Origin of the sequence: Methylobacterium sp. 275MFSha3.1 (genome assembly GCF_900108435.1) — a bacterium.
In the GTDB taxonomy this organism is placed as follows: domain Bacteria; phylum Pseudomonadota; class Alphaproteobacteria; order Rhizobiales; family Beijerinckiaceae; genus Methylobacterium.
In genome coordinates this window covers 132,788-158,433 of the sequence record NZ_FNWP01000010.1, presented here as the reverse complement: position 1 = coordinate 158,433, position 25,646 = coordinate 132,788, and the positions used below count along the sequence as shown (strand labels likewise).

General features: G+C 73.1%; 25 protein-coding genes and 1 tRNA gene. 8 read left to right on the top strand and 18 right to left on the bottom strand.

Translation table 11 applies throughout. The annotated features are described in order from the left end of the window. The first annotated feature begins 41 nt into the window (after positions 1–41). Both BLW78_RS14115 and BLW78_RS14110 read left to right on the top strand, forming a co-directional pair. Positions 42–236 (top strand): helix-hairpin-helix domain-containing protein, encoded by a 195-nt coding sequence (locus tag BLW78_RS14115; RefSeq protein ID WP_020092206.1) that lies wholly within the window; start codon positions 42–44, stop codon positions 234–236. Between the two features lie 306 nt (positions 237–542). Then, entirely contained in the window at positions 543–1,787 is a 1,245-nt protein-coding gene (locus tag BLW78_RS14110; protein ID WP_020092207.1) for a KpsE/RkpR family capsule polysaccharide export protein, read from the top strand. Between the two features lie 261 nt (positions 1,788–2,048). Here the strand turns inward: BLW78_RS14110 and BLW78_RS14105 are convergent, their stop codons facing one another. From BLW78_RS14105 to BLW78_RS14095, 3 genes are all read right to left on the bottom strand, one after another. Next, positions 2,049–4,778, bottom strand: coding sequence for an ATP-binding protein (locus tag BLW78_RS14105; protein ID WP_091680325.1), 2,730 nt, complete (start codon positions 4,776–4,778; stop codon positions 2,049–2,051). 78 nt (positions 4,779–4,856) lie between these two features. Beyond that, positions 4,857–5,894, bottom strand: a complete 1,038-nt coding sequence (locus tag BLW78_RS14100) for an HD-GYP domain-containing protein (RefSeq protein WP_091680324.1) — start codon at positions 5,892–5,894, stop codon at positions 4,857–4,859. Between the two features lie 53 nt (positions 5,895–5,947). After that, entirely contained in the window at positions 5,948–7,339 is a 1,392-nt protein-coding gene (locus tag BLW78_RS14095) for a TadE/TadG family type IV pilus assembly protein (RefSeq protein WP_091680322.1), read from the bottom strand. Positions 7,340–7,767: 428 nt separating this feature from the next. Between BLW78_RS14095 and BLW78_RS14090 the strand changes: the two genes are divergently transcribed. Beyond that, positions 7,768–8,379 (top strand): TadE/TadG family type IV pilus assembly protein, encoded by a 612-nt coding sequence (locus BLW78_RS14090; RefSeq protein WP_091680321.1) that lies wholly within the window; start codon positions 7,768–7,770, stop codon positions 8,377–8,379. After that, complete coding sequence (locus tag BLW78_RS14085) at positions 8,373–8,960, top strand: TadE/TadG family type IV pilus assembly protein (protein ID WP_020092212.1); 588 nt, start codon at positions 8,373–8,375, stop codon at positions 8,958–8,960. The genes BLW78_RS14090 and BLW78_RS14085 overlap by 7 nt, the downstream gene beginning before the upstream one ends. Before the next feature lie 88 nt (positions 8,961–9,048). On the opposite strand, the gene BLW78_RS14080 is transcribed toward BLW78_RS14085, so the two are convergent. After that, positions 9,049–9,270 carry a hypothetical protein gene (locus BLW78_RS14080; protein ID WP_020092213.1) on the bottom strand — a complete coding sequence of 74 codons (222 nt, stop codon included), beginning with the start codon at positions 9,268–9,270 and terminating at the stop codon, positions 9,049–9,051. Between the two features lie 455 nt (positions 9,271–9,725). Between BLW78_RS14080 and BLW78_RS14075 the strand changes: the two genes are divergently transcribed. Then, on the top strand, positions 9,726–9,893 hold the full coding sequence (locus tag BLW78_RS14075; protein WP_020092214.1) for a hypothetical protein: 168 nt from the start codon (positions 9,726–9,728) through the stop codon (positions 9,891–9,893). Positions 9,894–9,953: 60 nt separating this feature from the next. On the opposite strand, the gene BLW78_RS14070 is transcribed toward BLW78_RS14075, so the two are convergent. Both BLW78_RS14070 and BLW78_RS14065 read right to left on the bottom strand, forming a co-directional pair. After that, entirely contained in the window at positions 9,954–10,349 is a 396-nt protein-coding gene (locus tag BLW78_RS14070; protein ID WP_091680319.1) for an energy transducer TonB, read from the bottom strand. A gap of 87 nt (positions 10,350–10,436) precedes the next feature. Then, a complete protein-coding gene (locus BLW78_RS14065; protein ID WP_091680318.1) occupies positions 10,437–11,186 on the bottom strand; it encodes a sigma-70 family RNA polymerase sigma factor in 750 nt (249 codons plus the stop codon). Positions 11,187–11,485: 299 nt separating this feature from the next. Between BLW78_RS14065 and BLW78_RS14060 the strand changes: the two genes are divergently transcribed. Then, the gene (locus tag BLW78_RS14060) at positions 11,486–11,731 is read left to right on the top strand and encodes a hypothetical protein (RefSeq protein WP_020092217.1); all 246 of its coding nucleotides are present in this window, start codon (positions 11,486–11,488) and stop codon (positions 11,729–11,731) included. Between the two features lie 35 nt (positions 11,732–11,766). On the opposite strand, the gene BLW78_RS14055 is transcribed toward BLW78_RS14060, so the two are convergent. The 12 genes from BLW78_RS14055 to BLW78_RS14000 all read right to left on the bottom strand — a co-directional run bounded on the left by BLW78_RS14055 (position 11,767) and on the right by BLW78_RS14000 (position 23,357). Continuing rightward, positions 11,767–12,018: a metal-sensitive transcriptional regulator gene (locus BLW78_RS14055; RefSeq protein ID WP_244526945.1), complete on the bottom strand. Its 252-nt coding sequence runs from the start codon at positions 12,016–12,018 to the stop codon at positions 11,767–11,769. A 154-nt stretch (positions 12,019–12,172) separates the two neighbouring features. Then, entirely contained in the window at positions 12,173–13,030 is an 858-nt protein-coding gene (locus tag BLW78_RS14050) for a manganese catalase family protein (protein WP_020092219.1), read from the bottom strand. 422 nt (positions 13,031–13,452) lie between these two features. Next, on the bottom strand, positions 13,453–13,734 hold the full coding sequence (locus tag BLW78_RS14045; protein ID WP_020092220.1) for a hypothetical protein: 282 nt from the start codon (positions 13,732–13,734) through the stop codon (positions 13,453–13,455). Between the two features lie 123 nt (positions 13,735–13,857). Continuing rightward, positions 13,858–13,932, bottom strand: a tRNA-Thr gene (locus BLW78_RS14040). Between the two features lie 102 nt (positions 13,933–14,034). Then, on the bottom strand, positions 14,035–14,469 hold the full coding sequence (locus BLW78_RS14035; protein ID WP_091680314.1) for an NUDIX hydrolase: 435 nt from the start codon (positions 14,467–14,469) through the stop codon (positions 14,035–14,037). Between the two features lie 226 nt (positions 14,470–14,695). Further along, positions 14,696–16,360, bottom strand: coding sequence for a heme biosynthesis protein HemY (locus BLW78_RS14030; RefSeq protein WP_091680313.1), 1,665 nt, complete (start codon positions 16,358–16,360; stop codon positions 14,696–14,698). 125 nt (positions 16,361–16,485) lie between these two features. Next, positions 16,486–18,402, bottom strand: a complete 1,917-nt coding sequence (locus tag BLW78_RS14025; RefSeq protein WP_244526941.1) for a COG4223 family protein — start codon at positions 18,400–18,402, stop codon at positions 16,486–16,488. 375 nt (positions 18,403–18,777) lie between these two features. Then, entirely contained in the window at positions 18,778–19,485 is a 708-nt protein-coding gene (locus BLW78_RS14020; protein ID WP_091680310.1) for a uroporphyrinogen-III synthase, read from the bottom strand. Positions 19,486–19,488: 3 nt separating this feature from the next. Further along, entirely contained in the window at positions 19,489–20,364 is an 876-nt protein-coding gene (locus BLW78_RS14015) for an aldose 1-epimerase family protein (RefSeq protein WP_091680307.1), read from the bottom strand. Positions 20,365–20,440: 76 nt separating this feature from the next. Continuing rightward, entirely contained in the window at positions 20,441–22,192 is a 1,752-nt protein-coding gene (locus BLW78_RS14010) for an ABC transporter ATP-binding protein (protein WP_091680305.1), read from the bottom strand. Between the two features lie 79 nt (positions 22,193–22,271). Further along, on the bottom strand, positions 22,272–22,649 hold the full coding sequence (locus tag BLW78_RS14005; protein WP_244526940.1) for a hypothetical protein: 378 nt from the start codon (positions 22,647–22,649) through the stop codon (positions 22,272–22,274). A gap of 21 nt (positions 22,650–22,670) precedes the next feature. Continuing rightward, the gene (locus BLW78_RS14000; protein ID WP_091680303.1) at positions 22,671–23,357 is read right to left on the bottom strand and encodes a DNA-binding protein; all 687 of its coding nucleotides are present in this window, start codon (positions 23,355–23,357) and stop codon (positions 22,671–22,673) included. A gap of 291 nt (positions 23,358–23,648) precedes the next feature. Between BLW78_RS14000 and BLW78_RS13995 the strand changes: the two genes are divergently transcribed. Beyond that, positions 23,649–24,314 (top strand): response regulator transcription factor, encoded by a 666-nt coding sequence (locus BLW78_RS13995; RefSeq protein WP_020092230.1) that lies wholly within the window; start codon positions 23,649–23,651, stop codon positions 24,312–24,314. Continuing rightward, on the top strand, positions 24,314–25,639 hold the full coding sequence (locus BLW78_RS13990) for a sensor histidine kinase (RefSeq protein WP_091680301.1): 1,326 nt from the start codon (positions 24,314–24,316) through the stop codon (positions 25,637–25,639). Before BLW78_RS13995 ends, BLW78_RS13990 begins: the two co-directional genes overlap by 1 nt. Positions 25,640–25,646: the final 7 nt, after the last annotated feature.

The window sequence follows — 25,646 nt, the reverse complement described above, 5'->3', positions numbered from 1 at the left end:
GCGACCGAGTACGGCGCCGACCGGCGCGGAAGGGCACCACCGTGATCGATCTCAACACGGCGACGGCCGAGGAACTGGACAGCGTTCCGGCACTCAAGGGCCACGGCTTCGAGATCGTGCGCTACCGGGAGGAGCGCGGCCGGTTCACCAGCCTGCGGCAGCTCGACGAGGTGCCGGGCCTCAGCGGCAAGACCGACGGTGTCGCCGATCAGGTCACGATCGCGGACAGTCCTTAGCGCCGGTCCCGACCGGTCCGGCGCGGATCTCGGTCAGGCCCGAGATCCGTCGGGAGAGGTCTGCTCTCGCGGAGCGCCCGGTCGGGGATCAGGTCCGTCCGGACGAGGCACATCCGGACCCAGCGGCTCCACGGCGCGCTCCACCTCGAAGCGTCCTGCCGCTCCCCAACGCCCTCCCGCACGGGGGAGGGGGCACGGCGCGGCTGACATGCTTTCGCCGCCTGTCCGTGTGATGGGCTGCGCGAGCGGCGTGAAAGCCGCGCGGGTCGACGACGCCCGCGCAAGCCCGAGCTTCGAGAAGCAACGATGGACATGCAGGTCGAGAAAGCCCAGGGCCGGCCTCTGAAAGGCATCGACCGGAACAAGGTGATCGCGCAGTCGCTGCGGCAGTTCGCGCGCCTCCCGGGCCTGCCCGACACCAAGAAGGGCGTGCGCTCGTACCAGAGCCACGTCAAAAGCGACCCCTGGCTGCCGCTCCTGTTCGTCGTCTGCTTCGTCCTGCCGACCCTGGCCGCCGGGATCTACTACGGGCTGATCGCCTCCGACCGCTACGTCACCGAGGCGCGGTTCGCGATCCGGCCGACCATCGGCACCGCCGACAAGGCGACGCCCGACACGGTCGGCACGAATGCCGGTGTGATCAAGGCGACCGTCGCCCAGGAAACGCTCATCGCGCAGGAATACATCCACAGCCGGCCCATGGTCGAAGCGGTCGCGGCGGAACTCCCGATCCGCGCGTGGTTCGGTCGGGACGACATCGACATGTTCTCCCGCTTCAACCCGGAGAAGCCGGTCGAGAAGTTCCTGCGGTACTGGCGCCGCCGGGTCGACGTCGACGTCGAATCGGCGTCCGGCATCATGTCGCTGACCGTCGAGGCCTTCGATCCCGACGAGTCGCTCGCCATCACCAAGGCGGTCATGACGGATACGGAGCGGATGCTGAACGACCTCAGCCTGCCGTCCCGGAAGGACGCCCTCGACGTGAGCACGCGCGTCCTGAAGCTCGCGGAGGAGCGCGAGGCCAAGGCCAACGCCGCCCTGAACGAGCTGCGCAACCGCGAGGGCGTGCTCGACGTCATCAAGTCGAACACCGCCACCATCAAGTCGGTCTCGGAACTGCGGGAGACGCGCACCAAGCTCGCCGTCCAGCTGGCGGTGCTCCAGCGGGACCTCGGCCCGCAATCCCGCAGCATCGTCGACCTGAAGCAGCAGATCGGCGATCTCGACGCGAACATCGCGCGGGTCCAGCAGCAGCTGGCCGGCACCGCGCCGACCGAGAAGCGGCGCCTCTCGGACGCGCTCACGCGGTTCGAGGATCTCGAGCACGAGCGCGAGAATGCCGAGAAGTATCACCGCGACGTGCAGCTGGCCTATGACCGGGCCCGCATCGTGGCCCAGCAGCAGGTCGTGGCCCTGGTGCCGATCGTCGAGCCCATCAAGGCCGGATCCTCGACCGAGCCGCGCCGCATCCTGATGACGAGCATCATCACCGCCGGCGCCGCCGTGCTGTTCGCGGCCGCGATGTTCACCCGCCGCATGCTCATCACCTGATCCCGAGCCAGGTCGGCACGCGGACGCGGTCGGGACAGTCCGCGGCCCGCCGGCAGCGCCGACGAAAAAGCCCGCCGCGGCGAACCGGGCGGGCTGAGGGAGTGCTTGGGAGGAAGCGCAACCGTACGGCGGACCCTGCTGGCATGCCAGATGCCGCATCGCAGGGCAGGTCTGCGAAATCGGGCGGTCTCCCGATGGAATACTTTTCCTGAACGCTTCAATAGGCCGGGCCGACGGCCGCCGGGGTCGCCCGCGACGATCCTAGGCGGCCGCCGCCCGGGACCGCGTCCGCTCCTCGAGGCCGCGGATCGTCGCGGCGAGCAGGCTGTCCAGGGCGTCGCACGCGTCCGCCCGCTCGACGCAGGCCGCGCTCCGCGCGTCCTCCTCGATGACGCGCAGACGCGCCACGAGGACGCGCGCGCCGACATTCGCGCTCATCGACTTGAGGCTGTGCGCGGCCCGGGCGATTGCCGGCTGGTCGGAGGCGGCGAGGGCGGCTCTCAGACCGGCGAGCGCCACCGGACCCTGCGACCGATACAGGTCGAGGACGCGGTCGAGGAAGGCGCCATCTCCGAGGCCGAGCAGCCCGTCGATCACCTCGGCGTCGATGAGGTCGTCGGCGGCGTTCGCGACGGCCGGCGCGGCGAGCGGAGCGACCGGGGCCGGCGTCACGGTATGCGCCGCGGCGGCAGCCGGCGCGACGCGGAGCGCCGGGACCTGCGCCTGCAGCAGGTCGGCGAGCTGCCGCAGCGTGAAGGGCTTCAGGAGCGTCCCGTCCATGCCGGCCGCCGCCGCGGCGTCGGCGGCCTCGCCGAGGACGTGCGCCGTGAGGGCGACGATCGGGACGCGCCCGCCGGTGGCCGCCTCGCGCTGCCGGATCCGCCGCGCGGCCGCGAAGCCGTCCAGGACCGGCATGCTGCCATCCATCAGGATCAGGTCGAAGCGTTGCGTCTCGGCGGCCGCCACCGCCGCGGCCCCGTCCTCGACGGTCACGACATCGGTCACGCCGCAGCGGGCCAGCGCCTCGAGGGCCACCTCGCGGTTGACCGCGCTGTCGTCGGCGACGAGCACCCGCGCGGCCGGGAATCGCGGGAGCGCCTCCTCCGTGCCGGCGGGCGAGGCCGGGGAGGCGGCCGCGGCGAGGGCGTCGCCCGCGGCCAGCGCCGCCAGGACGGGCTGCCACTCCGCCTGGGTCACCGGCCAGCGCAGCACCGCGTCGGCGAGACCGGCGCGGAGCGCCGCGTCGGCCGCGCCGTCGCCCGGTCCCGCGACCGCGACCGCGAGCACCCGCACGGCCCGGTCCGGCCGGCGGCCCGCCGCCACGAGGGCGGCCGCGTCGCCGATCCAGTGGTCGGCGGCGCTCCCCGGCGCGACCGGCGCGAAGCCGGCCGCGCGCAGGCCGGCCGCGAGGGCGGCGCGGGTGGCGGGACCGGCCGTGTCGAGCGCGATCGCGGCCGGCACCGCGTCGCGGCGCCGGACCGGGCAGGCCGGCTCGGCGACGGTCAGGGGGATGCGCGCCGAGAAGGTCGAGCCGGCGCCGACGCGGCTCGTCACCGCCACGGTGCCGCCCATCGCGGCGACGATCTGCTGGGCGATCGAGAGCCCGAGGCCGGTGCCGCCGAACCGGCGGGTCGTCGACTGGTCGGCCTGCGAGAAGGCCGAGAAGATCGTCGCCAGCTTGTCCTGCGGGATGCCGATCCCGGTGTCGGAGACGGCGACCACGAGGCACCCGTCGGCGGCATCGACCGTCATCCGGACGGCGACGTGGCCGGCCTGGGTGAACTTCAGCGCGTTCGACACGAAGTTGCTCAGCACCTGCCCGAGGCGGACCGGGTCGCCGAGGATCGCCCGCGGCACCTCCGGCCCGACCTCGGCCGCGAGGTCGAGCCCGGCCGTCCGGGCCCGCTCGGCGAAGAGCGTCACCGCGGTGTCGGCGAGTTCGGCGGGGCTCACGGGCACGCGCTCGAGCTCGAGCTTGCCCGCCTCGACCTTCGCGAAGTCGAGGATGTCGTTGATGATCGCCAGGAGCGACCGGCCGGACCGGGCGATGACCTCGGCGTAGCGGCGCTGGCGCGCCGGCAGGTCGGACCCCGCCAGCAGCTCGGCCATGACCAGGACGCCGTTCATCGGGGTCCGGATCTCGTGGCTCATCGTGGCCAGGAAGGCCGATTTGGCGGCGTTGGCGGCGTCGGCGGCCTGCTTGGCCTCGCTCAGGTCGGACGTCCGGGCGCTGACCTCCGCCTCGAGGTGGGCGCTGTGGGCGGCGAGGCGGTGATCGCGCTCGTTCACCGCGGAGAGCAGGTCGTTGAAGGTCCGCGCCAGGGCGCCGACCTCGTCGTCGCCGCCCACGGGCGCGCGCTGCGCGTAATCGTGGCGCAGGCGGACCGCCTCCATGGTGCGGGCGAGGGCGGCGAGCGGGCGCGTGACGCTGCGCTGCAGGTAGAGCGACACGCCGACGCCGATCGCGACGGCGAGCAGCGCCGCCAGCGCGGCGTTCTGCGCGGCGGCCCAGAGATGGCCGAGGATGTCGTCGGTCTCGCCGATCAGCACGACCCGACCGACCGGGACCCCGTTCTCCACGATCGGCGCGGTCGCCTGGAGGCTCCGGGTGGCGAGCAGGTGCAGGAGCGACAGGTCCGCGCCGTCCTGGGCGGCGTCCCGGGTCAGGCGCAGGCCGATCCCCTGCTCGGCGAGCACGGACCCGTCCGGACGCTCGATCGCCCCGTAGACGATGGACGGCACCTTGCCGATCGCCCGCAGCGACGCGTCCGCCCCGTCGGCGTCGCCCGCCGCGGTGGCCCGGGCGCCGCCATGCGCGAAGACCTGCGCGACGGCTTCCAGCGCCGCCTGCTTGTCGGCGGCGTAGCGGGCGACCTCGCGCCAGACCGACAGGGCCGCTGCCAGGACGAGCGCCGCCGTGACGGCGCCGGTCACCGCCAGAGCCAGCCGGCCCGCCAGGGAGCGCCTCGGCCTCAGCCACGCGAGATGCACGCTCGGCTCCTTCAGGTGGCCCGGTCGGGCCCGATCGCGGGGGGGAGGGGCGGTAGGGCGACGGTACCGGGGAGCGGATCAGGCGGCGGCGCGCAGGCAGGTCCGCGCCACCGCGTCCCAGCCCGCGAGGAACGCCTCGACGCAGCGCGGGTCGAAGTGGCGGCCGGCTTGGTCCGCCACGAAGGCCCGCGCCCGCTCGAGCGTCCAGGCCGCCTTGTAGGGCCGCTCGGTCACCAGGGCGTCGAACACGTCCGCCACAGCCACGATGCGGCCCGAGAGCGGGATCCCCTCGCCGCGCAGGCCCTTCGGGTAGCCGGTGCCGTCCCAGCGCTCGTGGTGGCTCTCGGCGATCTCGGCGGCGAGCCGCACGACGTCGGAGGTGCTGCCCTCCAGGATCCGCCGGCCGCGCTCGGCGTGCTTCTCCATCTCGGCGCGCTCCTCGGCGGAGAGCGGTCCGGGCTTGAGCAGGATCGCGTCGGGCACGCCGATCTTGCCGACGTCGTGCATCGTGGAGGCGAGCTTCAGGATCCGGATCTCCTCCGGGCCGAAGCCGAGGTTCCGGGCGATGACGCCCACGTAGCCGGCCACCCGGGCGATGTGGTCGCCGGTATCGGTGTCGCGGTGCTCGGCGGCCCGCATCAGCAGGGCGATGATCTCGCGCTCCCGCGCCTCGATGACGGCAACCGCCGCCGCGACCTCGCGGGCGAGCCACGCGGCCCGGTCCTGCTCCTGCCGGTGGGCCGCGCTGATCTTCATTAGGTTGGTGATGCGGGCCTGGATCTCCACGGGATCGCAGGGCTTGCCGAGGAAGTCGGTCGCGCCCGCGCGCAGGGCCTCGTGGCGCAGGCTGCGCTGGTCGAGGCTCGTCACCATCACGATCGGCACGTGCGCGAAGCCCGGGACCGCCCGCGCCGCCGCGATCACCTCGAGGCCCGTCAGGCCGGGCATGTCGTAGTCGGTTACGACGACCCCGATCCGGTCGACATGCGCCCGCAGGAAGTCGAGCGCCGTCACGGGACACGTGAAGGCGACCGGCTCGCAGTCGGCCACGGGCTTGAGCGCCTGCATGATCAGCAGGTTGTTCATCTCGGAATCGTCGAGGATCAGCGCGAGCACCGTGTCACTCCCAGGCGACGAGTAGTCGACACAGGATCCGCATCGCGTCCTCCCTACTGGGACAGCAGCAGCTTGCCCGAGAGGGGTCCGACCCCCTTCGGCACCGGCACGCTAGTCCCGTCGTAATTCGCGTTCAGATAGAGGTTCGGGCCCTGGTACAGGTTGACCTGCTGGGCCACGATCACCGTGTAGGCCGACTGGTCGGCGACGGGCTTGTCGGCGTCGATCACCACGCGGCCGGCCGGCAGGTAGAGCGTCCCCAGCATGGTCCGCGCGTTGTCGCTGATGATGCGGTAGGTCCGCATGGGCTTGGTCGCCGCCAGCGGCGGCGGGGTCGGCGACGGTGGCGGCGGCCCGGGCAGCAGCGGCGTGACGATCTGGTCCACCAGGCCGGCGAGGATCGCCGCGGGGTCGACGGGATCGCTGACCGTGCGCTCTTCCATCATCAGCAGGCCGGCCATGGGGCCGGTGGTCGGCGCCGACAGGCTGATCGTGGTCTTCTTGTCGAAGAGCAGACCGCCCTTGTTGCCAGTGAAGTAGAAGGCGACGTCGGTCCCCATCATGGCGGCGTTCTTGTCGACGATGAGCGGGCCGTCCTTCATCACGTAGATGCCGGCGCGCAGCGTCACGGAGGCGTTCTTGGTGATGTACAGGCCGCCGCAATAGGTGCCCGGATCGAGGGTGACGCTCTGGTCGACGATGTTGCCGGAGGTGTCGCGCTTGCTGTTCGCCGAGGACGGGATCGCCGTGCACGCGCCGACCGGCGGCGCTGCCCGGTCCTTCAGGGGGTCCTGGATCGGCGGGCAACCCGTCTGCGGCGGCGGCGCGAAATTCGCGCGGGCGCCGTCGAAGCCGCCCGCCGTGCAGATCGTCTGCGCCCGGGCATAGGCGCTGTCCTTGCCGACCATGCCGCGCGGGCTCTGCGAGTTGCTGTAGAGCGAGCAATCCTGGGCGGTCACCTCGGCGCTCTTCTCCAGCTCGAACGCGCCGGCGGCGAGCGGGTCCAGCGTCAGGAGACACAGGCGCATCTTGCCGACGACGCGGACCGTCGAGCGGACCGAGACCTTGACGGTGGGCACCCCGACGAAGCCGCCGAAAGCGAGCTTGACGGTCTCGTCGACCGTCGTGGCGACGCTGGTCTTGTCGTCCGCCACGTCGACCCGGAGGGCGTAGGGACTCTCGGGCCGCGGCGCCGCCTGGGCGTGGACCGTGTCGACCACGATGCTCTTGGCCGCCGCCGAGGTCGAGACGGCGAGCTTGAGGTAGTTGCCGGCCGCGAGGACTCCGGCATCGGCCGCGTTCTGGAGCTGGCTGCGCCGCGAGGCGAGGCGGGCGTAATCGATGCCGCCCCCGGTCAGGCCGAGCAGCACCACGGCGCTCAGGCCGAAGGTCAGGGCGACCGAGCCCGACCGGTCCGTCAGGGCCCGCGGGCCGGCGCGGAGCACTCTCCAGAACAGGGAAATGGACGCGTCTCCCAGGGCGGGACCGGATCGGCGGCTGCGGCGGCACCGGCCACCGAACCGTTGGCCTAAGGCACAGCTCCTAAAAATCCGTGGCGTCCGAGCACCGCGAAGCTATCGCCACGCGATAGAGCCGCCTTTAGCTGTGAACAACTTCTATATGCGGCCGCACAATGCCCGGCACCGTCTCGACGACTGACCGCCTCACCGGCCTGCCGCCGAATGAACACAACAGCACACAACCTCAGGGTGAATTCGCGTCCTCATCACATGTCGCGACCGCAAAATCTTGCTGAACCCGCAATTTCTACCCAGATTTGAACCGTTTTTAAACGGCCTCATCATAGGGTTATTTTCGTCCGCGCCTCCACGGCCGGACGGCGGCAGGCACGGACCTGCAGAGTTCGTTTGGCATGATGGGCATCTTTCGGCGCGTCGCGACCGTCCGCCGTCCGGGCGGGACCGAGGGCCGCGCCGGCACGGCCGGACGCGTCCGACGGTTCGCCGGCCACCGGACCGGCGCCTCCGCGGTGGAGTTCGCGCTCCTGGCCGCGCCGTTCCTGGCCCTCCTGGGCGTCGTGGCGGAATCCGGCGTCATCGCCATCGAGCAGCAGACGCTGGACATCGCGGTCGACCGGAGCGTCCGGCAGCTGCGAACCGGCACCTTCCAGGACGGCTCCGACGGCAGCGATCCGAGCGAGCGCCTCCGCAGGATCGTCTGCACCGGCCCCTCGGCGCTGTTCCCCTGCGCCGACCTGCGCCTCGACGTCTCCCGGACGCCCTCGTTCTCGACCTCGCAGCCGGCGGAGCCGTTCGACAAGACCACGAAGACCTGGACGCCGGGCTTCGGCCAGCGCTTCGAGTGCCCGCAGGGCGGCGACACCGTCACGGTCCGGGTCGCCGTGCCGGTGATGCGGCTGTTCCAGATGCTGGATTTCACCGGCCGGATCATGGCCGACAAGACTCAGCTGCTGGTCACGACCGAGATCTTCCGGGCCGAGGATTACGAGCCCAAGCCGTGCTGAGCGGTCGCCTGCGCGCCCACCTGATCCGCCTGATCGGCGACCGGGAGGGCGTGAGCGCGATCGAGTTCAGCGTGATCGCCCCGATCCTGCTGCTGATCCTGATGGGGTCGATCGAGCTGCCCCGCGCCTACATGATCGGGAAGCGGCTCGACAACGCGGCGGCCACGATGGCGGACCTGATCTCGCGCGGCAGCTACGCCGACCTCAAGCCGGTCTTCGCCGCGACGAGCGCGATCTCCAACCCCTACGACGTGAGCCGGGCGAGCATCGTGCTCACGGCGGCGGGCACCTACAGCGACGGCAGCTCGGCGGCGACCAAGGTCTGCTCGAGCGCCGAGTCCAACGGACAGGCCCGCACGGCGGGCTCCTCGCTCGGCGCACCGCCCGCCGGGATGACCCGGAACGGCGACCGCTTCGTCGTGTCGGAAGTCACGATGACCTACCACCCGATCTTCCCGGTCCTCTCGAACCTGACGCGGTGGACCTTCCGGTACAAGAAGATCTGGCCGGTGCGCGGCGGCGAGATCTACAACGGGCAGAGCGAGGTGGTTCTGCCGGGGGGAAAACCCTGCCCGGCCTGACGGCTAGGCTGACGCTTCGTACCGGCCCGGCTTTGCGGCCGGCGCCACCGGATGACCCGGTGACGCCGGATCGCGGACACGCCCCGCCTCAGCGGGCCGGGACCGCGGTGGCGACGACCCGGCGCGAGGCCGGGCTCGCCGGGACGAGACGCGGCGTCGTGGCCAGCTCGGAGGCCGGCCGCACGGCGGCCGTGGGACGGGCCTGCTCGCGATAGAGCGGCGGGGTCAGCGCGATGCTCTCGTCGGCGCGAGCGGCCCCGATCATCGGAACGGCAGCGAGGGCGGCGAGAACGATGGTGCGAACGGTCATGATCTGAAGTCCTCTCGTTGTCCGGGGCGTGCCCGGCTTCGAGGGGATATCTACGCTGCAGAGCAACATGATCCAAACAGATGCAATCGATTTCTATTATCGATCTTGTCAATGATGGATCGCCGGTGAAACTGCCGGTCGGCGCCGCCGTCTTCCTGGCTCGCATTCTGCATCTCCGGCCCGCCGAGCGGCCGGCGCGGAGTGGAGACGTTGCTGGACTTGGACCGTGACCGGGTCGTCCTATGACGGACGGCCCCAGCGGGCGGGCCGAGTTAATGCAAAATTAAAACTCCCCCCCGAATGTCGGGCGCGCGGTCGAAAATCTTCGAAATACCAGAGGTTTAGCGCGTAAAACTTTATCTGTTCGCGCGGAAGGAGACGGCCCGTTGCTGGTTGCGGCCCTGCTTTTCGCGGTGGGCATATGGGAGGGCTGGCGGTATCGGGCATCGGTTCTGATGGCCAGCTCGATGCTGGTCACCCTCGGGTGGCTGGCCCTCTCGATCTTCGTCTGGGCCCAGTTCGACGCCGAGAAGGTGCTGCTGCTCTTCGCCTACCTCACCGCTCTCCAGGCCGGCTATCTCGTCGGGGCCTATATCAGCACCGATACCGGCCCGAGCCGCTGACCGGTCCGGCGACGCCGCCGGGATTGGGGTCCGGCCGGCAGACGCATACTCGGCGCGGGCTCAGTGGCCGAGCGCGACCGGGATGCTGAGATCGACGATCCCGTCCACACCCAGGAGTGCGGCGGGCGGCGCGGGCGCCGGACTGATCCCCTGCACGGCGCGGAGCGCCCGTTGATCGAGCTTCGCCGAGCCCGAGCTCTCCTCGATCTCCGCGCCCTGAACCGCACCGTCCGCGGCGATCTGCACGTGGACGACCACGGTTCCGCGGCCACGGCCCGGTCCCGGCCGCGTCCCGGCGCGGTCCGCGGCATCGATCCGCGTGACGAGGTCGGAGAGCCAGGCACGCGCTGCGGGTCCCGGTGCGGTCCGCGCCGCCACCGCCGCCGACGAAAGGGCGAGGCCGAACACGACGGCAGCGGCGATCACGGCGCGCGGCAGCATGGGGAGCGGCGACATGGGGAACAGCGGCTCCTCGAGCCCGGGATCGGGGATCGACCCTACGCGCAGAGGCGGGTCCCTAGCGACCCCGTCCGCCGGTCGCCGTCACGAGACAGCGGTGGATTTCCGGCCCTTCGGTCCCGCGGCGGCCAGCATGATGTCGTCGCTGCCGACCTCGAGGCCGGTGTAACCCAGCATCTCGGCGAGCTGCGTCCGAGCCCGCCAGACCCGGCTCTTCACCGTGCCGATGCGGCACTGCATGACGGCGGCGGTCTCCTCGTAAGTGAGGTTCTCGATCGCCACGAGCACCAGCGCCTGCCGCATCGGCGGCGTCAGGCGGTCGAGGGCGGCCTGGACGTCGCTCAGGTCGAGATGGCCGCCCTGCTCGGGCAGCGAGACCATCCGCTCCGCCTGCGCGCCGTCCTCGTCCTGCACCTCGCGCCCACGCTTGCGGTGCTCGTTGTAGAACTGATTGCGCATGATGGTGAACAGCCACGCTTCAAGGTTCGTGCCCGGCGCGAAGCTCGCGCGCGAGCGCCAGGCCCGGAGGAGCGTGTTCTGCAGGAGGTCGTCGGCACCGACATGGCTGCGCAGCAGTGAGCGGGCGAAGCGCTGCAGGTTCGGCACCAGGGCGAGGAGCGAGGCCTGGAACGCCTTCTCGCGCCCGTCCTGCGCCCGGCCGAAGGCGCCGTCGAGCAGCCTCAGCAGTTCGGCGAAGCGATCCGCGATGGTCGGCTCGACGTTGTCCTGCGCGTAGGTCGCCGCGAGCAGATGGCCGAGGTGATACTGCACGCTGTCGGGGAGCCGGGGGCCCTGCGCGTCGATTGTATCAGCGTCGAGCGAGAGTTCGAGCATGATAGCCGATCACCTGAAGGGTACGAAAAATCGCGTGGCGCCATTAATCGCTGAATACGCCGCATCCGCCGCAACATAGATCAGCGGATGGGCACATCTTCGGATCAATATATGCTGGCATCCGCGACAATCGCGACAGAGATGTCGACGGAAAGAGGGAGTTCGATGAGGTCATACGCACCGGAAAACTGTTCGCCGCACGGCCGTATCTGCGGCAGCGCACGCGAAGATCTCGCTGCTGCGAATGCCCGCCCCGAGCGGGGCGGCCGCAGGACGCCCTCGACCGCGGGATCGTGCCCATGACCCGGCTCTCGGATCTCGAGGACGATCCCGCCTTCCAGGAGGCCGTCCTCGCCGTTCGGGGCGCGGCCAGCACCCTGAGCGGCCGGGCCGTGACCGTCGAGGAGGCCCGGTTCCTCGTCGGCATCGCCCTGACGACCTTCGCGCATGCCGGCGGTCTCGAGGAGCCCAGCCGCAGCCGGCTGGCCCGTTTCTCGGCGCGCATCGGGCCGGGCACCGTCGTCGAGACGCTGACCAAGCACTGAGCGTGGGCGCCGGGCGCGCGGGCCGGCGCCCGGGCCTATCCGGCCTCCGCCATGGCCGCCCGCAGAACCCGGAGGAGGTCCGCCATGACCGCCTCCCGGTCCGGATCGCGCGCCGCGAGGCGAAGCCCCGCGGCGACGTGCTGGTCGATGATCAGGAGGCCGACCTCGCGCAATGCCGCGGTGGCGGCCCGGATCTGCTGGACCTCGTCGAGGCAGTGCCGGTCGGCCTCGACCATCGCCCGCAGGCCCCGGACCTGACCCTCGATCCGCGCCAGTCGCCGGACCAGCGGGGCGCGCTCCGAGTCGGTCCGGGCGAGGCAGACACGACCGTCGACGAGTGTGCCGCGTGTCACCGTCCTGCGAGCCACCTGTTCCCGTCCGCGCGCGGGTCGCGGCGCACCGGAGCGCCGCGACCTCGGGTGAGCCGTCCCGGCCGGCGGATCAGCCGATCTGCTGGCTCTCGGCACCGCTGTCGGGCCGCGCCGGGCCGAGCACCGGCTCCTCGCCCATCGGCTGGTTCTGGACGACGCTGAACTCGCCCTTGCCGTCGAGCGACGGGCCCTGGGTCCAGCGCCCGGCCGGCGGCGGCGAACCGTCCGCCGACGTCGAGAAGAAGTTGTAGTTGAACTTCTGGTTCTCCTTCTCCTGCGGGAAGGAGTTCGGGATCGGCAGCGTTCCGGCGTGGCCGCCGAGTTCCTCGATCACCGCCAGCCATTGCTGCTGGTGCATCGTGTCCCGGGCGATGAGGAAGCTCCACATGTCGCGCATGCCCGCATCGTTGGTGGCGTTGTAGAGCCGCACCGCCAGGACGCGCCCGGTGCTCTCGGCGGCGACGTTGCAGTACATGTCGGCCGCGATGTTGCCGCTAGCGTAGATGTGGCTCATGTCGAAGGACTGGCCGTCGGAATTACCCGGGAAGGCGGCCATGCCGGTCGACAGCAGCGTCTTGTGCAGCATGCCCTCGGCGATGTGGCGCGGGTTCTCGCCGCCCATCACGGCACCGACGATCGCGTCGGCCGCCCCGGCCTCTTGGACCTTGGTAGGGGCGTTCTCGAGGTTCAGCGCCACCGCAGTCGCGAGCATCTCGATATGGCCGATCTCCTCGGTGGCCGTATTGAGCAGCATGTCGCGGTACTTGGTCGTCGGGGCGCGGTTCCCCCAGGCCTGGAAGAAGTACTGGAAGGCGACCCGGATCTCGCCCTCGATGCCGCCAATCGCCTGCTGGAGCATGCGGGCGTAGATCGGGTCGGGGCTGTCGACCTTGACCGGGTACTGAAGCCGCTTGTCGTGATAGTACATGATGTCTGTCCCTCGCGAGAGGCACGGCGTGCTCAAGCCCACCGCACGATCGGCCGTCGGCCCGGTACTCCGTGGGAGCATCGCGCCTCGCACCCTGTCCAACCCCGCCTCGGGACCACGGTTCGATCTTTCGCGAATTTTATAACGATCAATATTTGACCGAACGCATTTTCCCGCGCCGCCCCAGGGTATTGTCGTGAAAATCCACGATCAGGGCCGCGCCTAACCGGCCAGAATTACACAATGTAAGTTAAGGGCGCCTCACCCATGTTAAGGGGGCGCCGCGAATGACCGGATCAGCGGCCCCTTTCTCTGCCCGCGATGCGCCGCGTGAGGGCGCTCGGTGGTCGGACAGGGGACAGCTCTCTCGGGATCGCCGGGCGCGCGCGGCGCGGCCGCGGAACGCGCCGCTCTACGGGCGCCTACAGGAGCCCGGTGCGCCGGGCGAGCATGATCCCGAAGGCGAGGCAGGCGGCGAGGCTGACGGCCAGCATGGCGACGTTGGTCCAGAACCGGACCGGCCGGCTGGACCCGTCGATCCCGCTCGCCCGCAGCCGCACCCACGGCACGTAGAGGTAGAGGGCGATCAGCGTCAGGATCAGGAACGCGAAGGTGGCGACCCGCCCGGTGATCAGGGCCGCCCCGGCCAGGACCGCCCATCCGATGACGAGGCCCAGCATGGTGAACAGGGCTGTCGAGTTCACGTCCGCGCGTCCCCTTCAGCGGATGGTGTCGGCCGGGCAGCCGACGCGATCCTCAGTCTGCGACGGGTTCCGCTAGGGAACCGTTAGCATCGTCCGGACTGTTTGCGAGATCGGGAAGGTTTCTGGTGCTGCGAGAGAGGATTGAACTCTCGACCTCTTCATTACCAATGAAGTGCTCTACCACTGAGCTACCGCAGCAGGTGACCGGGGCGCTCCCGCGAGGGCGTCTCCGTCCGGCCGAGTGGGGCCATAACGGATCGCCGCCGGGTTGGCAACGCCGTGTTGCGCTTCCGCGCCGTTTTAGGTGCGCGATGCGGCCCGGATCAGGGCGGCGAGCCCGGGCTCGGACACGGCCTCGGCGGCGTCCGACGGGGTGAACCATCGGAGTTCCCGCTGGCGCGCCTCCGGGAAATGCTTGAGCTGCTTGCGCACCTCCAGCGGAAACACCTTCACCTGGCACAGGACGGTGTCGAGGTTCCTCAGACGCTTCTGGTAGAGGTACAGCCCAATCGGCCGCTTGCCGACCGCACCGCGCAGGCCGGCCTCCTCGTAGGCCTCCCGCGCGGCCGCCTCGAACGGCTTGCGACCCTTCATCGGCCATCCCTTGGGGATGACCCAGCGGCGGCTCTCCCGGGAGGTCACCAGCAGGATCTTGGTCTTGCCGTCCCGCCCGTGCCAGAACGGCAGGGCCCCGACCTGCCGGCGCGGCTCGCCGTCCTCCTCAAGGACGGTCACGGGCGCACCCGGCGACGCGGGACGCCCCTCCGATCCGACCGGATCGACGGCGCGCGCGGGCTGTGAGCGGGCTGGGGGATGATCGGATCCTCGGTCGGCAGCTCACGACAAGCTACATGGCGCGCCGGCTCATTCAACTTGCAATAGTCGAACGCCCCGGCGTGTCCGTGACCCCGCGGCGCTCCTGTCATCTCGCGCTCGGACGGCCGGCGCGCCGTGAAACCGGTCACCCGATCCGACGAACCGGCCGCTCACCCGAGCCGGAAGGCGGCAACGCCGCGGACGCCATCCCGGCCGAGACCGGGTCGGCACCGGCCGCCTTCGAGGCGCTCGCCTTCGCCGGAAGGACGGTCGGGATCGGGCCGGTGGAGGTCGACGCCGCGGACGCGACCGAGGCCGAGGACGCGGCCTGGGCCGACGCGGAGGTCGACGCGGGTGTCGGCGACGGGACCGGAGCAGTCGCGGCGGCGGGGGACACGGTCGAAGGCGACACGGGGACCGATGAGGCGAGCGGTCTGGCGCCCGGCGCCGCGGCGTTCGGGGCCGCCGGCACGAGGGCCGGGCCGGCGGCGTCCGCCTCCGGCTCCACCGCGGGCGCGGCACCGAGCGTGTTCGGGGGCTCGCGCCACGCGAAGGCGTCGAGGCGCCCGGTCACCGGCGAGACCGGCGCCCAGGTATCGGTGGCGATGCCGTCGGCGATCCACACGCGGTCGCGCGGGGCGCGGGCGGCCCGGGCCAGCCACTCGCGGGCCTGACCGGAAGCGGCCCCGTGCTCGGCCTCCTCGATGGCCGCCATCATCAGGCAGGCCCGGGCGGTCGGACGGTCGGAGAGCAGGGGCTTCACGGCCTCGCGGGCCCGCTTGTAGTCCCGCGCGTCGAGGGCGGCCTGGCCCAGGGCGAGGCGGGATTCGGGGTCCCAGACCGACAGCTTCGCCAGGACTTCGGCGCGGGCGAGGCGGTCGCGGACCGAATCGCCGGGACGCAGGCCCAGATAGACCTTCGCGAGGTCGGGATGGGGATTGGCCTTCCAGGCCGCCTCGACGATCCGGGCAGCCTTCTTGACGTCGCCGCGACGGGCGAGGAGGCGGCCGGCGATGCAGGCCGCCGGCACGAGGTCGGGGGCGAGCTTGACCGCCTGCAGGGCCCGCTCCGTGGCGATTTCCGGCTCGCCGGCCTCGCGCTCGCCGGCGATGGCGGTGAGGAGCACCGCCCGCTGGCGTCGGGCCGCGGCCTTGTCGATCAGTCCGAGGGACGAGCGGCGCTCGATCGTCTCCAGGGCGGCTGCCCAGTCGCCGTCGGCGCTCTGCGCCTCCAGAAGGGCCTCGTTGGCCCAGGTCACGCTCGGGGCGAGGCGGGCGGCCTCGGTGGCGTAGGCGCGGGCGGCCGTCTCGTCCTCGCGGCGCCGGGCCTCAACGAACAGGCCGCGCAGGCCCAGGACCCGGGTCTCGGGATCGTCGACCATGCGCTGGAAGGCGCTCTCGGCCGCGTCCCGGTCGCCGGAGATCTGCGCCGCCTGCGCCTTCAGCAGCAGGGTCAGCGGCTCGGTGCCGAGGAGCCGCTCGGCGTCGCCCGCGAAGCGGCGGGCCGCCAGGGGATCGCCCGAGCCCACCGCCACCATGCCGCGGGAGAGGGCCGAGAGGCCCTTGGCCCGGCGCCGCTCGGCCGAGCCGCGGACCAGGGCCTCGGGCAGGCCGATGACACCGCGCACGATCGCCCAGAGGACGCCCAGGACGATCGCCGCCGCGATCACGCCGACGAGGGCGACCGCGAGGCTGGTGCCGATCTGGTAGCCGTTCCAGACGACGGTGACGGTGCCGGGCCTGTCGGCGATCCAGACCGCCCCGAAGGCGGCGAGTGCGAGCAGGGCCAGGAAGGCGAGGGCGCGCCACATGGGGTCAGTATCTCCTGTCGGCGGCCGGCTGGCGGCCGTCGCGGGGTGCGGGAGGAGCGGGGCGCCTGCGCGCCCGCTCGGAGATGGTGCGGCCGCGCAGCGCGCGGATCGGGGCCCTCACCGGCCTAGCGCCCGGGGGCGGCCTGGGCCGGCTGGGCGGCGCCGACCGGCAGGGCCTTGAAGGCGCCGTCGAGCAGCGCGCGCACGGCCTGCTCGGCCTCGGCCCGGGCCTTGAGCTTGGCGCCGAAATCCCCGGCCTGCTCCCGGGCCTCGGCCGGGAGCGCCGCGAAGGCCGCCGAGGCCGCCGGCAGGTCGCCGCGGTCGAGGGCCGCCTGGACCTTGCTCTCCGGATCGTCCGCGGCCTCGGGAGCGGGTGCGTCGGCCTTGCGGATCTGCACGAGACCGTCGGCCATGCTGAGGAGCTTGGTGCGGAAATCGCCGGTCTCGGCCGCGCTCTTGGCCCGCTGCGCCTGCCGCTTGGCCGCGATCCGCTCGGCGATCGGCCGGAACGTGTCGGCAAGATCCCCCGCCGAGGGAGCACCGCCGTCGGCGAAGGGCGCCAGGGCCTTGGCCTGCGCGTCGGTCCCCGGATCGAGCTTGCGCAGGGTCGCGAGCGGCTCGGCGTAGCTCGTCCCGGATTCCAGGGCGGCCGCCACGCGGTCGGCGACGACGACCCGGAGCGCCGCCTGGACGGTGCTGGCCTCGGCGCGCTGCGCGACGCTCTTGTCCAGGGCGGCGATCTGGTCGGCCTGCTCCTGCAGCCGCCGGTCAACCGCCTTCGCGGCCTCCGCGGCCTGGGCCTGTCCGGCCTCGGCGGCGGTGCGGCTCGCCTGGGTCGCCGCCTGGACCGCCTCGGTCGCGGCCTTCACCCGCGCGTCGACGGCCTGCTGCAGCGCGTCGAGGCGCTGCCCCAGGGCCGCGTCGGCCTCGGCGTTCGCCTTGGTCTTCTGCTCCACCTCGCTCTGCAGCGCCGCGACCTTCCGGGCGGCCTCCTCGGCCGCGCCCTTGTTGGCGCCGCCATCCTCCACCGCCTTCAGGCGGGTCTCGAGGTCGGCGATCTGCTTCGCGTTGTCCTGGACCACGCCGAGCTTCGAATCGGCCGGCTGGTCGCGACCGGGCTCCTGACCCGGCTCCTCCTGCAGGGCCGCGACGCGCTGGTCGAGGCTGTCGAGGCGGGCGACGAGATCCGGCGGCACCGCGGGGGCCTGACCGGAGGCCTGACCGGCCGCTTGCCCGTCGGCGGTGGACGCGGGCGCCGCACCGGACTTGTCCAGGGCCTGCTTGGCGCTCGCCTCGGCGGCGGCGACGCGCTTGTCGAGCGCCGTCACGGCGTCGCGCGGGGCCAGCCCGTCGAGACGCTTGTCGAGGGACGCGAGCTGGCCGGAGAGCCTCTGGTCCAGGGCGCTCAGGCGCGGGTCGGGACCGATCCCGGCCTTCTCGGCGCCGAACAGCAGGCCGGCGCCGATCACGCCGCCGAGCAGCCCCGCGGCCGCGAGCGAGCCGAACCCGGCCCGGGCCCGGCCGGCGGGCGCGGCGGCGCTCCTGCTGGGATCGACGGCGGCCACCGCGGGGATCGGGCCCTTCGGCGGCTCCTTGCCGTCCCTGGAGGCGTCCTTGGAAGTATCCCTGGAAGCGTCCTTGCCCGGCTCCTTGCCGGCTGTCGCCGGATCCGGGATCCGCTTAGCCTTCAGGTCGATGATCGGGCCGGCCGTCACCGCGCTGGCCGCCGCCGGGCCCGCGGCGCCGGGTGCGGGTCCGCCCGGACGGGGACCGCCCTGCGTTCCGGTTCCGGGCTGCGCGGCCTTCGGATCGATCTTCGCGCCGGACATCCCGGACGCGGCGGTGGAGGCCGTCGTCGACGACGAGGCGGACGCCCCGGTCCTGCCGTCGGAGGCCGACGACGCGGCACCCGCCGTCACGGGATCGGGCTTCGCACCGGCCGACTGGGCGGCCGGGCCGGTCGACGGCTTCAGGCCGTCGGTCCCGGAGACCGGCTTGCCGGCGTCGGCCTTCGGATCGGTCGTGCCGGGCTTGGCGGTCACGACCGGGTCGGTCGCCGGCCTGGGCGGCGTTCCGGACGCGGATCCCTGCGGCCCCCGCACGCCGCCGGCGGCGGTGGAAGAGGTGGAGGCCGACATCGAGGCCGACGTGGAAGCGGACGTCGAGGCCGACGTGGAGGCTGTGGACGCCGACGTCGCGGCCGGTCGGGACGCGCCACCGGGCGGGCTAGACTGCCCGGGCTTGCCGGGCGCGGCGTCCGGCTTCCGGCCGCCGGGGCCGGGCTTGTCGGCGTCGCTGGGTGGTGGCGTCACGGGCAAGTCCTCCAACTCTTCGGCGTCGCCGCGCCCCCCTAGCACCGCGGCGGCGCCGGGCGCGAGGGCGAGATACGGCGGCCCGGCCTCCCTGTCACCGCGCGGTTAGCCCGGTCGCCCTGCCAGGGCGTCGAGCAGGTCCGCTTCGCGCGGGCGTGCCGCGACGAAATGGACCGGAACACCGGCCGCTTCCAGGGGTGCCGCAACATCCGGCGATAGGCAGTAATGCCTCAGCCGGCGGAAAGCTCCGCCGTGCTCCGATCCATCCGCGAGGGCAAGGGCGACGGCGGCGCTGCGCCGGGAATAGTGAAGGGCTGCCTCGAGGCGGTTCTCGGCGAGTTCACGGCCGACCGCCGGCGGCAGGCGGTCCAGCGGTTCGGCCCGGTACGCCACGAAGGCCGTGACCCGGAATCCGGCGGCCGTGAGCGTCGCCGCCGGTTCCGGCTTGCGCTCAGCTCCCGTCGCGTGGAGGAGCGGCTGGCCGGGCGGCAGCGTCGCCGCCACCAAGCCGGCGAGGCCCGCGGCGTCGCCGGGGCCCTCCCGGACGGGGCCGAGACCGGCCGCGCGGGCCAGGGCGGCCGTCCGAGCGCCGACGGCGAAGACCGGGAGGCCGCGCAGGGCCGGCGCGTCGCGGATCGCCGGAACCGCGTTGGCGCTGGTCAGCAGCAGCGCGGCGAAGGGTCCCATGGGCGGGGCCGCCGCGGTCGGCCGCACGGCCAGGACCGGCGCCACCAGCGGCGCATGGCCGAGTTCGGCCAGGGCCGCCCCGGTCCGCGTCGCTCCCGGCTCGGGCCGCGCCACCCAGATCCGCAAGGGCTAGGTCTCCAGCGTCAGGCGGACGCCGTGGCGCGCCGCGTCGCCCGGGGCGAGCAGGCGCTGCGAATCGCGCGCGGCGAGGTCGCCCGCGAAGTCCGACCAGTCGGCGTAGCCGGTCCAGCACTCCAGCGACAGGAAGGGTGCGGTCGGCTTGGTCCAGACCGCCAGGTGGGGGAAATCCGCCATCTCCATGCGGATCGATCGTCCGGGGCCGGTGAAGCGCATCCAGCGGCTGCGGGCGTTCCGGAACACGAAGGCCTCGGTGAAGAGCGCCGGATCGAGGGGCAACGTGTCCCCGGCGAGGGGGATCGGCTGCTCGTCGCGCAGCAGCAGGCCGCCCGGGCCGACCTGGGGGGCGAAGGGCCGCTCCGCCTCCTCGAAGGCGACCGCGTAGCCGCCGTCGCGGGCGCGGGTGCCGCCCGCGAAGGGCCATGGGAAGGCCGGGTGGAAGCCGAGGGCGTAGGGCAGGGGGGCGGCGCCGGGATTGGCGACGGTCACGTCGAGGTCGAGCCCCGCCGGGCGGACCCGCGCGGCGATGTCGAGCCGGAACGCGAACGGGTAGTGCGCCCGCGTCTCGGGCCCGTCGGTCAGGCGCAGGGTCACCGCGTCGGCGCTCCGGTCGACCACCGCGAAGGGCAGGTCCCGGGCGAAGCCGTGCTGGGCCATCGGGTAGCGCTTGGACCCGACCGTCACGTGCCCGCCCGCCGAGGCGCCGACCACCGGGAAGAGCCAGGGCGCGTGGCGGTTCCAGTGCTCGGGATCGCCGCTCCAGAGATACTCGGTCCCGCCGACCCGCCACGAGACCGGCTCGGCCCCGTCAGTCGCGAGCGTCGCGGTGGTGCCGTCCGGTGCGGTCAGCTCGATGCGCGTGGTCACGGTGCTCTCCCGGTCTGCCTCGGTGAGCCGAGGTAACGGAGGCGGGGCCGGACGCAAGGCCCCGGCGCGCGGTTGCTCAGGCCGCCGTTCCGAGCCCGGGCAGGACCGCCTCGGGCGGCCCGGAAGCGACGATCCGGCCGGCCTCCAGGACGTGGACCGCGTCGGCGCCCTCCAGGGTCGAGAGGCGGTGGGCGATCAGGATCAGCGTCCGCCGGCCCGAGAGGGCGCGCAGCGCCCGCATCACGGCCGCCTGCGTCTCGTCGTCGAGGGCCGAGGTCGCTTCGTCGAAGACGATGACGTCCGGGTCGTGGTAGAGGGCCCGGGCGATGCCGACGCGCTGGCGCTGGCCGCCGGACAGCCGCGCCCCGCGCTCGCCGACCCGCTCGGCGTAGCCGTGCGGCAGGGCGGCGACGAAGTCGTGGGCGCCGGCGAGCCGCGCCGCCCGCTCGACGGCGGCGAGGTCCGGCGCGTCGAGGCCGAGCGCGATGTTCTCCGCCACGGTCCCGTCCACCAGGAACACCTCCTGCGGGACGTAGCCGATCCGGTTCTGCCAGGCGGGCAGGGTGCCGGCATCGAGGGGCCGACCGTCCACGGTGATCCGCCCGGCAGTCGGGCTCAGGACGCCGAGGATCAGGCCTGCCAGCGTCGACTTGCCCGAGCCGGTGCGCCCGGCAAGGCCGATCGTGGCGTTGACCGGGATCGTCAGGTCGATCCCCGCGAGAGCCGGACGGCCGGTGCCGTAGTCGAAGCCGAGGCCCTCGAGCCGGATCGCCCGCGCGAAGGGCAGACGCTCCGCGGTGCGGGGCCGGGGCTCGCGCTCGTCGGCGAGCTCGTCGACGATCACCCGCACCGCCGGCAGGGTGAAGCGCATCAGCGCCACCGAGGTGAAGATGTTCTGGAAGGCCGGCAGCATGCGGTAGCCCGCGAAGGCGAACAGGCCGAGCAGCGGCAGGATGCCGGCGACGTCGAGCCCCTGGGCGAGCGCGAACAGCACCACCACGATCACCCCGCCGAAGGCCAGGGCCTCGATGACGAAGCGCGGCATCTGGCCGGTGAGCTGGCTCGCCGCGGTGGCGAGGGCGTAGGCCCGGGCCGGGGCGTCGAACCGCGACGCGAACGCCTCCGCGCGCCCGTAGAGCTTCAGCTCGGTGAGCGCCCCGAAGGTCTCCTGCACGATCCGGAAGCGGGCCTCGTTGTCGGCGACGGTGCGGCCGCCCAGCCGCGCCAGCCGGGCGCGCATCACGAGGTAGATCCCGACATAGAGGCCGCCGAAGCCGCCCCCCAGGATCAGCGCGAGCTGCGGCGCGTAGGCCAGCAGGAAGACGATCACCGCGAGCGCCGAGCTCGCCCGCGAGGCGAGCACCGTGGCGGGGGTCAGCGCGCCGATCACCAGCCGGTCGGTCTCGGACAGCACGTTCTTGGCGAGCTCGGCGCTGTTGGCCTTCGCGAAGAACAGCCGCTCCCGGTCGAGGTAGCGGAACAGCAGCCGCCGGCTGAGGCTGTAGCCGGCCAGGTGCGTGAACCGGAGCTGCGCGTAGGTCAGCCCGGCATTCACCAGCGCGGTGACGAGGATCGCCGCGAGCGCGGCCCCGCCGGTCACCAGCAGGAAGCCGCGCTCGTCGGTCAGTCCGAGGGCGCTCCGGGCCTGGGCCAGGTAGGGGATCCGGGTCGCCGCCGACGGGTCCCCGACCAGCGTCAGGAACGGGATCACCGAGGCGACGCCCACCACCTCGAGCAGCGCCGCCGCCGCGAGGCCGAGGGCGATCAGGGCGAGCCGGCGCCGGTCGGCCGACCGCATGGCGCGGACGAGGTCGATCAGCGCGCGCATGGCATCGCGGGGTCTGGCGGGACGGCTCGCATGGTCGGGCCGGGCTTAAGCGCGCCGTCCCGGCCTGTCCACGCCGGGCTCAGTCGAGCTTCTTCAGGGAGCCCAGGTCGACCTCGCCGTCCTGGCCGGTGAAGGTCAGGGTCTTGGCCGCCCCGTCCGCCTGCGCGACGCCGCCGATCCGGTGGTCGCCGCTGTCGTAGGTCGAGACCTGCCCGTCGCGGTCGACGAGGAGGCGGCGCTTGTCCGGGAAGAACGCGTACCTCATCCCGTTCTGCGCGCCGCTGGTCGCGGGCTCGCCGAGATCCTTCGGCCACCAGGGCTCCGCGCCCTTCATCGGTTTCATGGGCTCCATGGGCTCCATGGGCTTCATGGGTTCCATCGGCTTCATCGGCTCCACGGCGCGCACCTCCTGTCCGGCGAGAGACAGGAGGACGCGGCAGGCGCGGAAGGGTTGCACGCGGACCCGCCCGGGCCCGGCTCAGAGCGGCGGCAACCCCGGCGCGGGGCGCTCCCGCACCTGGCCGTCGAAGCCGACATGGAGCTGGTGCTCGCGGCCGTCCCGGTCCTTCGCGGCCACCTCGACGTGGCGCGGCCCGCGACCCGTGACCCGCACGTCGCCGTAGCCCGCCGCCTGGACCGAGGCGGTCAGGGCGGCCATGTCGGGCTTCGGCCCGAGACCGAGCCGGTCCTTGGCCCAGTCCAGGCTGCCGGTCGGAGGGCCGCCGGCCGGCCCGAGCAGCAGCGTGCGCCCGTCCCCGTGGGTCAGGACCCGGGCGCGCAGGAAGCCGGTCTCGAAGCGACCCTGCACCGTCACGGTCTCGCCCTTGGCGACGAGGCCGCCGCCCTCGCCCTCGCGGCCCGTCTCCACGAGGGCCCGCCCGGTCCCGTCCTGCACCACGAACTTGTTGCCGAAGATCTCCGCGACCTCACCCTTGATGGCGGTCGCGCCGGAGGGGGCCAGGGCCTGGATCGCCACCGGCGCGACCGGCGTCGGCTGGAACGGCGTTCCCTGCGCCAGGGACAGGCCGACGGCGCCCAGGGCCAGCGGCAGCGCCACCGCGCCCACCACCCAGGTCCGCCGCGGCACCGCCCGCGACGCCGGCTTGGCGGCCTCAGTCTCGCGGACTTCCCGCGCGGTCCCGTCGATGGTCTTGTCGTCGCTCATGATCTCATCCTCTGGAGGGTCCGGATCGGCTCGATCCGATGCCCCTTCCTAGGGAGGCGCCGGCAATCCGGTCTGAACCGCGCGGTTCAGGCCCGGTTAAACGCGCCGCCCTAGAGCGCTCCGTGTGGAACCCGTGCGGGTTCAGAGGCTTGGCAGCGGGCGTTGATGCGGGCCGACAGGTCGGCGCCCGGGCGGCCGTCCCGGGAGCCGACGTAAGACCACGGCCCTAAGTGCCGGCGGCAGCGGGCGAAACCGGCCGGCCGCCGCGGTCCAGACGGGGAGGTGAGACCGGTGAAGATCCTGCTGGTGGAGGACGACGCCGCCCTCGCGGCGGAGGTCGCCAAGGTCCTGCGCGCCGAGAACTTCGTGCTCGACCACGCCGCCACCGGCGAGGACGCCCAGCATCTCGGCGAGACCGAGGGCTACGACGCCGTCGTGCTCGATCTCGGCCTGCCGAAGGGCGACGGCGTCTCGGTGCTGCGGGCCTGGCGCGGGGCCGGCCGGACCCTGCCGGTGCTGGTGCTCACCGCCCGGGACGGCTGGAGCGACAAGGTCGCGGCCTTCAAGGCGGGGGCGGACGACTATCTCGTGAAGCCGGTGCGCGTGGAGGAGCTGGTGATCCGCCTCCGCGCCCTCGTGCGCCGGTCCCAGGGCGGGGGCGCGAGCCGGATCACCTGCGGTCCCCTCAGCTTCGATCCGGGTCTCGGCGCCTTCGAGCACGAGGGCCTGCCGCTCAAGCTCACCGGCCTGGAATGGCGGGTCCTGTCCTGCCTGATGCTGAACCGCGAGACCGTGGTGCCGCGCCCGCACCTGATCGAGCGGGTCTACGAGGGCGACGCCGACGTCGATTCGAACTCCGTCGAGGTGATCATCACGCGCCTGCGCCGGAAGATCGCGCCGGCGCGGATCGAGAGCGTGCGCGGCCACGGCTACCGCCTGCACGCGGAGCCCGCCTGATGGCGGCGACGGCGCGGCGCCGCTCGCTCCGCACACGGCTGCTCGCGTCGGCCCTGGTGCTGGTGCTGGCGGCCCTGGTGGTGGCGGGCCTCGCCATCGGGGTGATCCTGCACCGCTTCGTGCGCGGGCAGCTCGACGGCCGGCTCGACGCGCAGATCGTCGCCCTGCGGGCCGGGCTCGAGGCCGGGATCCTCCCGCAGGGGCTCGACGCGCCGCCCTTCGACCGGCCCGGCCCCGGCTGGGCCTGGGAGGTGCGCCGCGGCGCCGAGACGATCCGATCCGGCTCCCTGCGGGGCGGGGACATCCGCCTGTCCGATCCCGGACCGGACGACGATCCGGGCCGGCCGCACCCGGCCTCGGGCACGGGGCCGCGCGGCGAGCCCCTCGTCGCCCGCGTGCTGGCCGTGCCCGGGCCCGAGCCGGCGACGATCGTGGTGGCGGCGCCGGAGGGGGAGCTGCGCGGGCCGCTGCGCGAGGCGCTGACGAGCCTCGCCCTGGCGCTCGGCATCCTCGGCCTGTGCCTGCTCGCGGGCCTGGCCTTCCAGGTGCGCCTGGGCCTCGCGCCGCTGACGCGCCTGCGCGCGGACCTCGCGTCGGTCCGGGCGGGGCGGCACGAGCGCGTGCCGGCGGACCAGCCGGCCGAGATCGCGCCGATGGTGGCGGAACTCAACGCGCTCCTCGACCAGAACGCGCAGAACCTGGAACGCGCCCGCGGCCACGTCGCCAACCTCGCCCACGCCCTCAAGACGCCGCTCGCCACCCTGTCGATGGCCCTCGCGGAGCCGGCCCGCGACCCGGACGGCGCCCTGCGCCGGCAGGTGGACGACATGGACCGGCGGGTGCGCCATCACCTCCGGCGCGCCCGGGCCGCGGCCCTGGCGGGCTCGGCCCGGGGCCGCACCGCCCTGGCGCCCCGCCTGTCGGACCTGCGCGCGGCGCTGACGCGGATCCACGCCGAGAAGGGCGCGGCGATCGACCTCGACGTCCCGGAGACCCTGTCGGTCTCCTGCGAGGGCCAGGATCTCGACGAGATGCTCGGCAACCTCGTGGACAATGCCTGCCGCTGGTGCCGCGGCCGCGTGCGGGTCTCGGCGGCGGCGCGCGACGGCGCGGTGGCCGTAGTCGTGGAGGATGACGGACCCGGCCTCGACCCGGCGGCGGCCTCCGCCGTCATGGCCCGGGGCCGGCGCCTCGACGAGGGCGTGCCGGGCCACGGCTTCGGGCTGCCGATCACCCTGGAGCTCGCCGAGCTGTACGGCGGCGGCCTGAGCCTCGGGCGGTCGGATCTCGGCGGCCTGCGGGCGGAGCTGCGGCTGCCGGCCTGACCGGGCC

Bases quoted from the DNA above. Each gene is read 5' to 3' on its own strand.
- BLW78_RS14110 (WP_020092207.1), top strand. From the start codon at position 543: ATGGACATGCAGGTCGAGAAAGCCCAGGGCCGGCCTCTGAAAGGCATC.
- BLW78_RS14090 (WP_091680321.1), top strand. From the start codon at position 7,768: ATGATGGGCATCTTTCGGCGCGTCGCGACCGTCCGCCGTCCGGGCGGG.
- BLW78_RS14080 (WP_020092213.1), bottom strand. From the start codon at position 9,270: ATGACCGTTCGCACCATCGTTCTCGCCGCCCTCGCTGCCGTTCCGATG.
- BLW78_RS14075 (WP_020092214.1), top strand. From the start codon at position 9,726: ATGGCCAGCTCGATGCTGGTCACCCTCGGGTGGCTGGCCCTCTCGATC.
- BLW78_RS14070 (WP_091680319.1), bottom strand. From the start codon at position 10,349: ATGTCGCCGCTCCCCATGCTGCCGCGCGCCGTGATCGCCGCTGCCGTC.
- BLW78_RS14065 (WP_091680318.1), bottom strand. From the start codon at position 11,186: ATGCTCGAACTCTCGCTCGACGCTGATACAATCGACGCGCAGGGCCCC.
- BLW78_RS14060 (WP_020092217.1), top strand. From the start codon at position 11,486: ATGACCCGGCTCTCGGATCTCGAGGACGATCCCGCCTTCCAGGAGGCC.
- BLW78_RS14050 (WP_020092219.1), bottom strand. From the start codon at position 13,030: ATGTACTATCACGACAAGCGGCTTCAGTACCCGGTCAAGGTCGACAGC.
- BLW78_RS14030 (WP_091680313.1), bottom strand. From the start codon at position 16,360: ATGTGGCGCGCCCTCGCCTTCCTGGCCCTGCTCGCACTCGCCGCCTTC.
- BLW78_RS14010 (WP_091680305.1), bottom strand. From the start codon at position 22,192: ATGCGCGCGCTGATCGACCTCGTCCGCGCCATGCGGTCGGCCGACCGG.
- BLW78_RS14000 (WP_091680303.1), bottom strand. From the start codon at position 23,357: ATGAGCGACGACAAGACCATCGACGGGACCGCGCGGGAAGTCCGCGAG.
- BLW78_RS13990 (WP_091680301.1), top strand. From the start codon at position 24,314: ATGGCGGCGACGGCGCGGCGCCGCTCGCTCCGCACACGGCTGCTCGCG.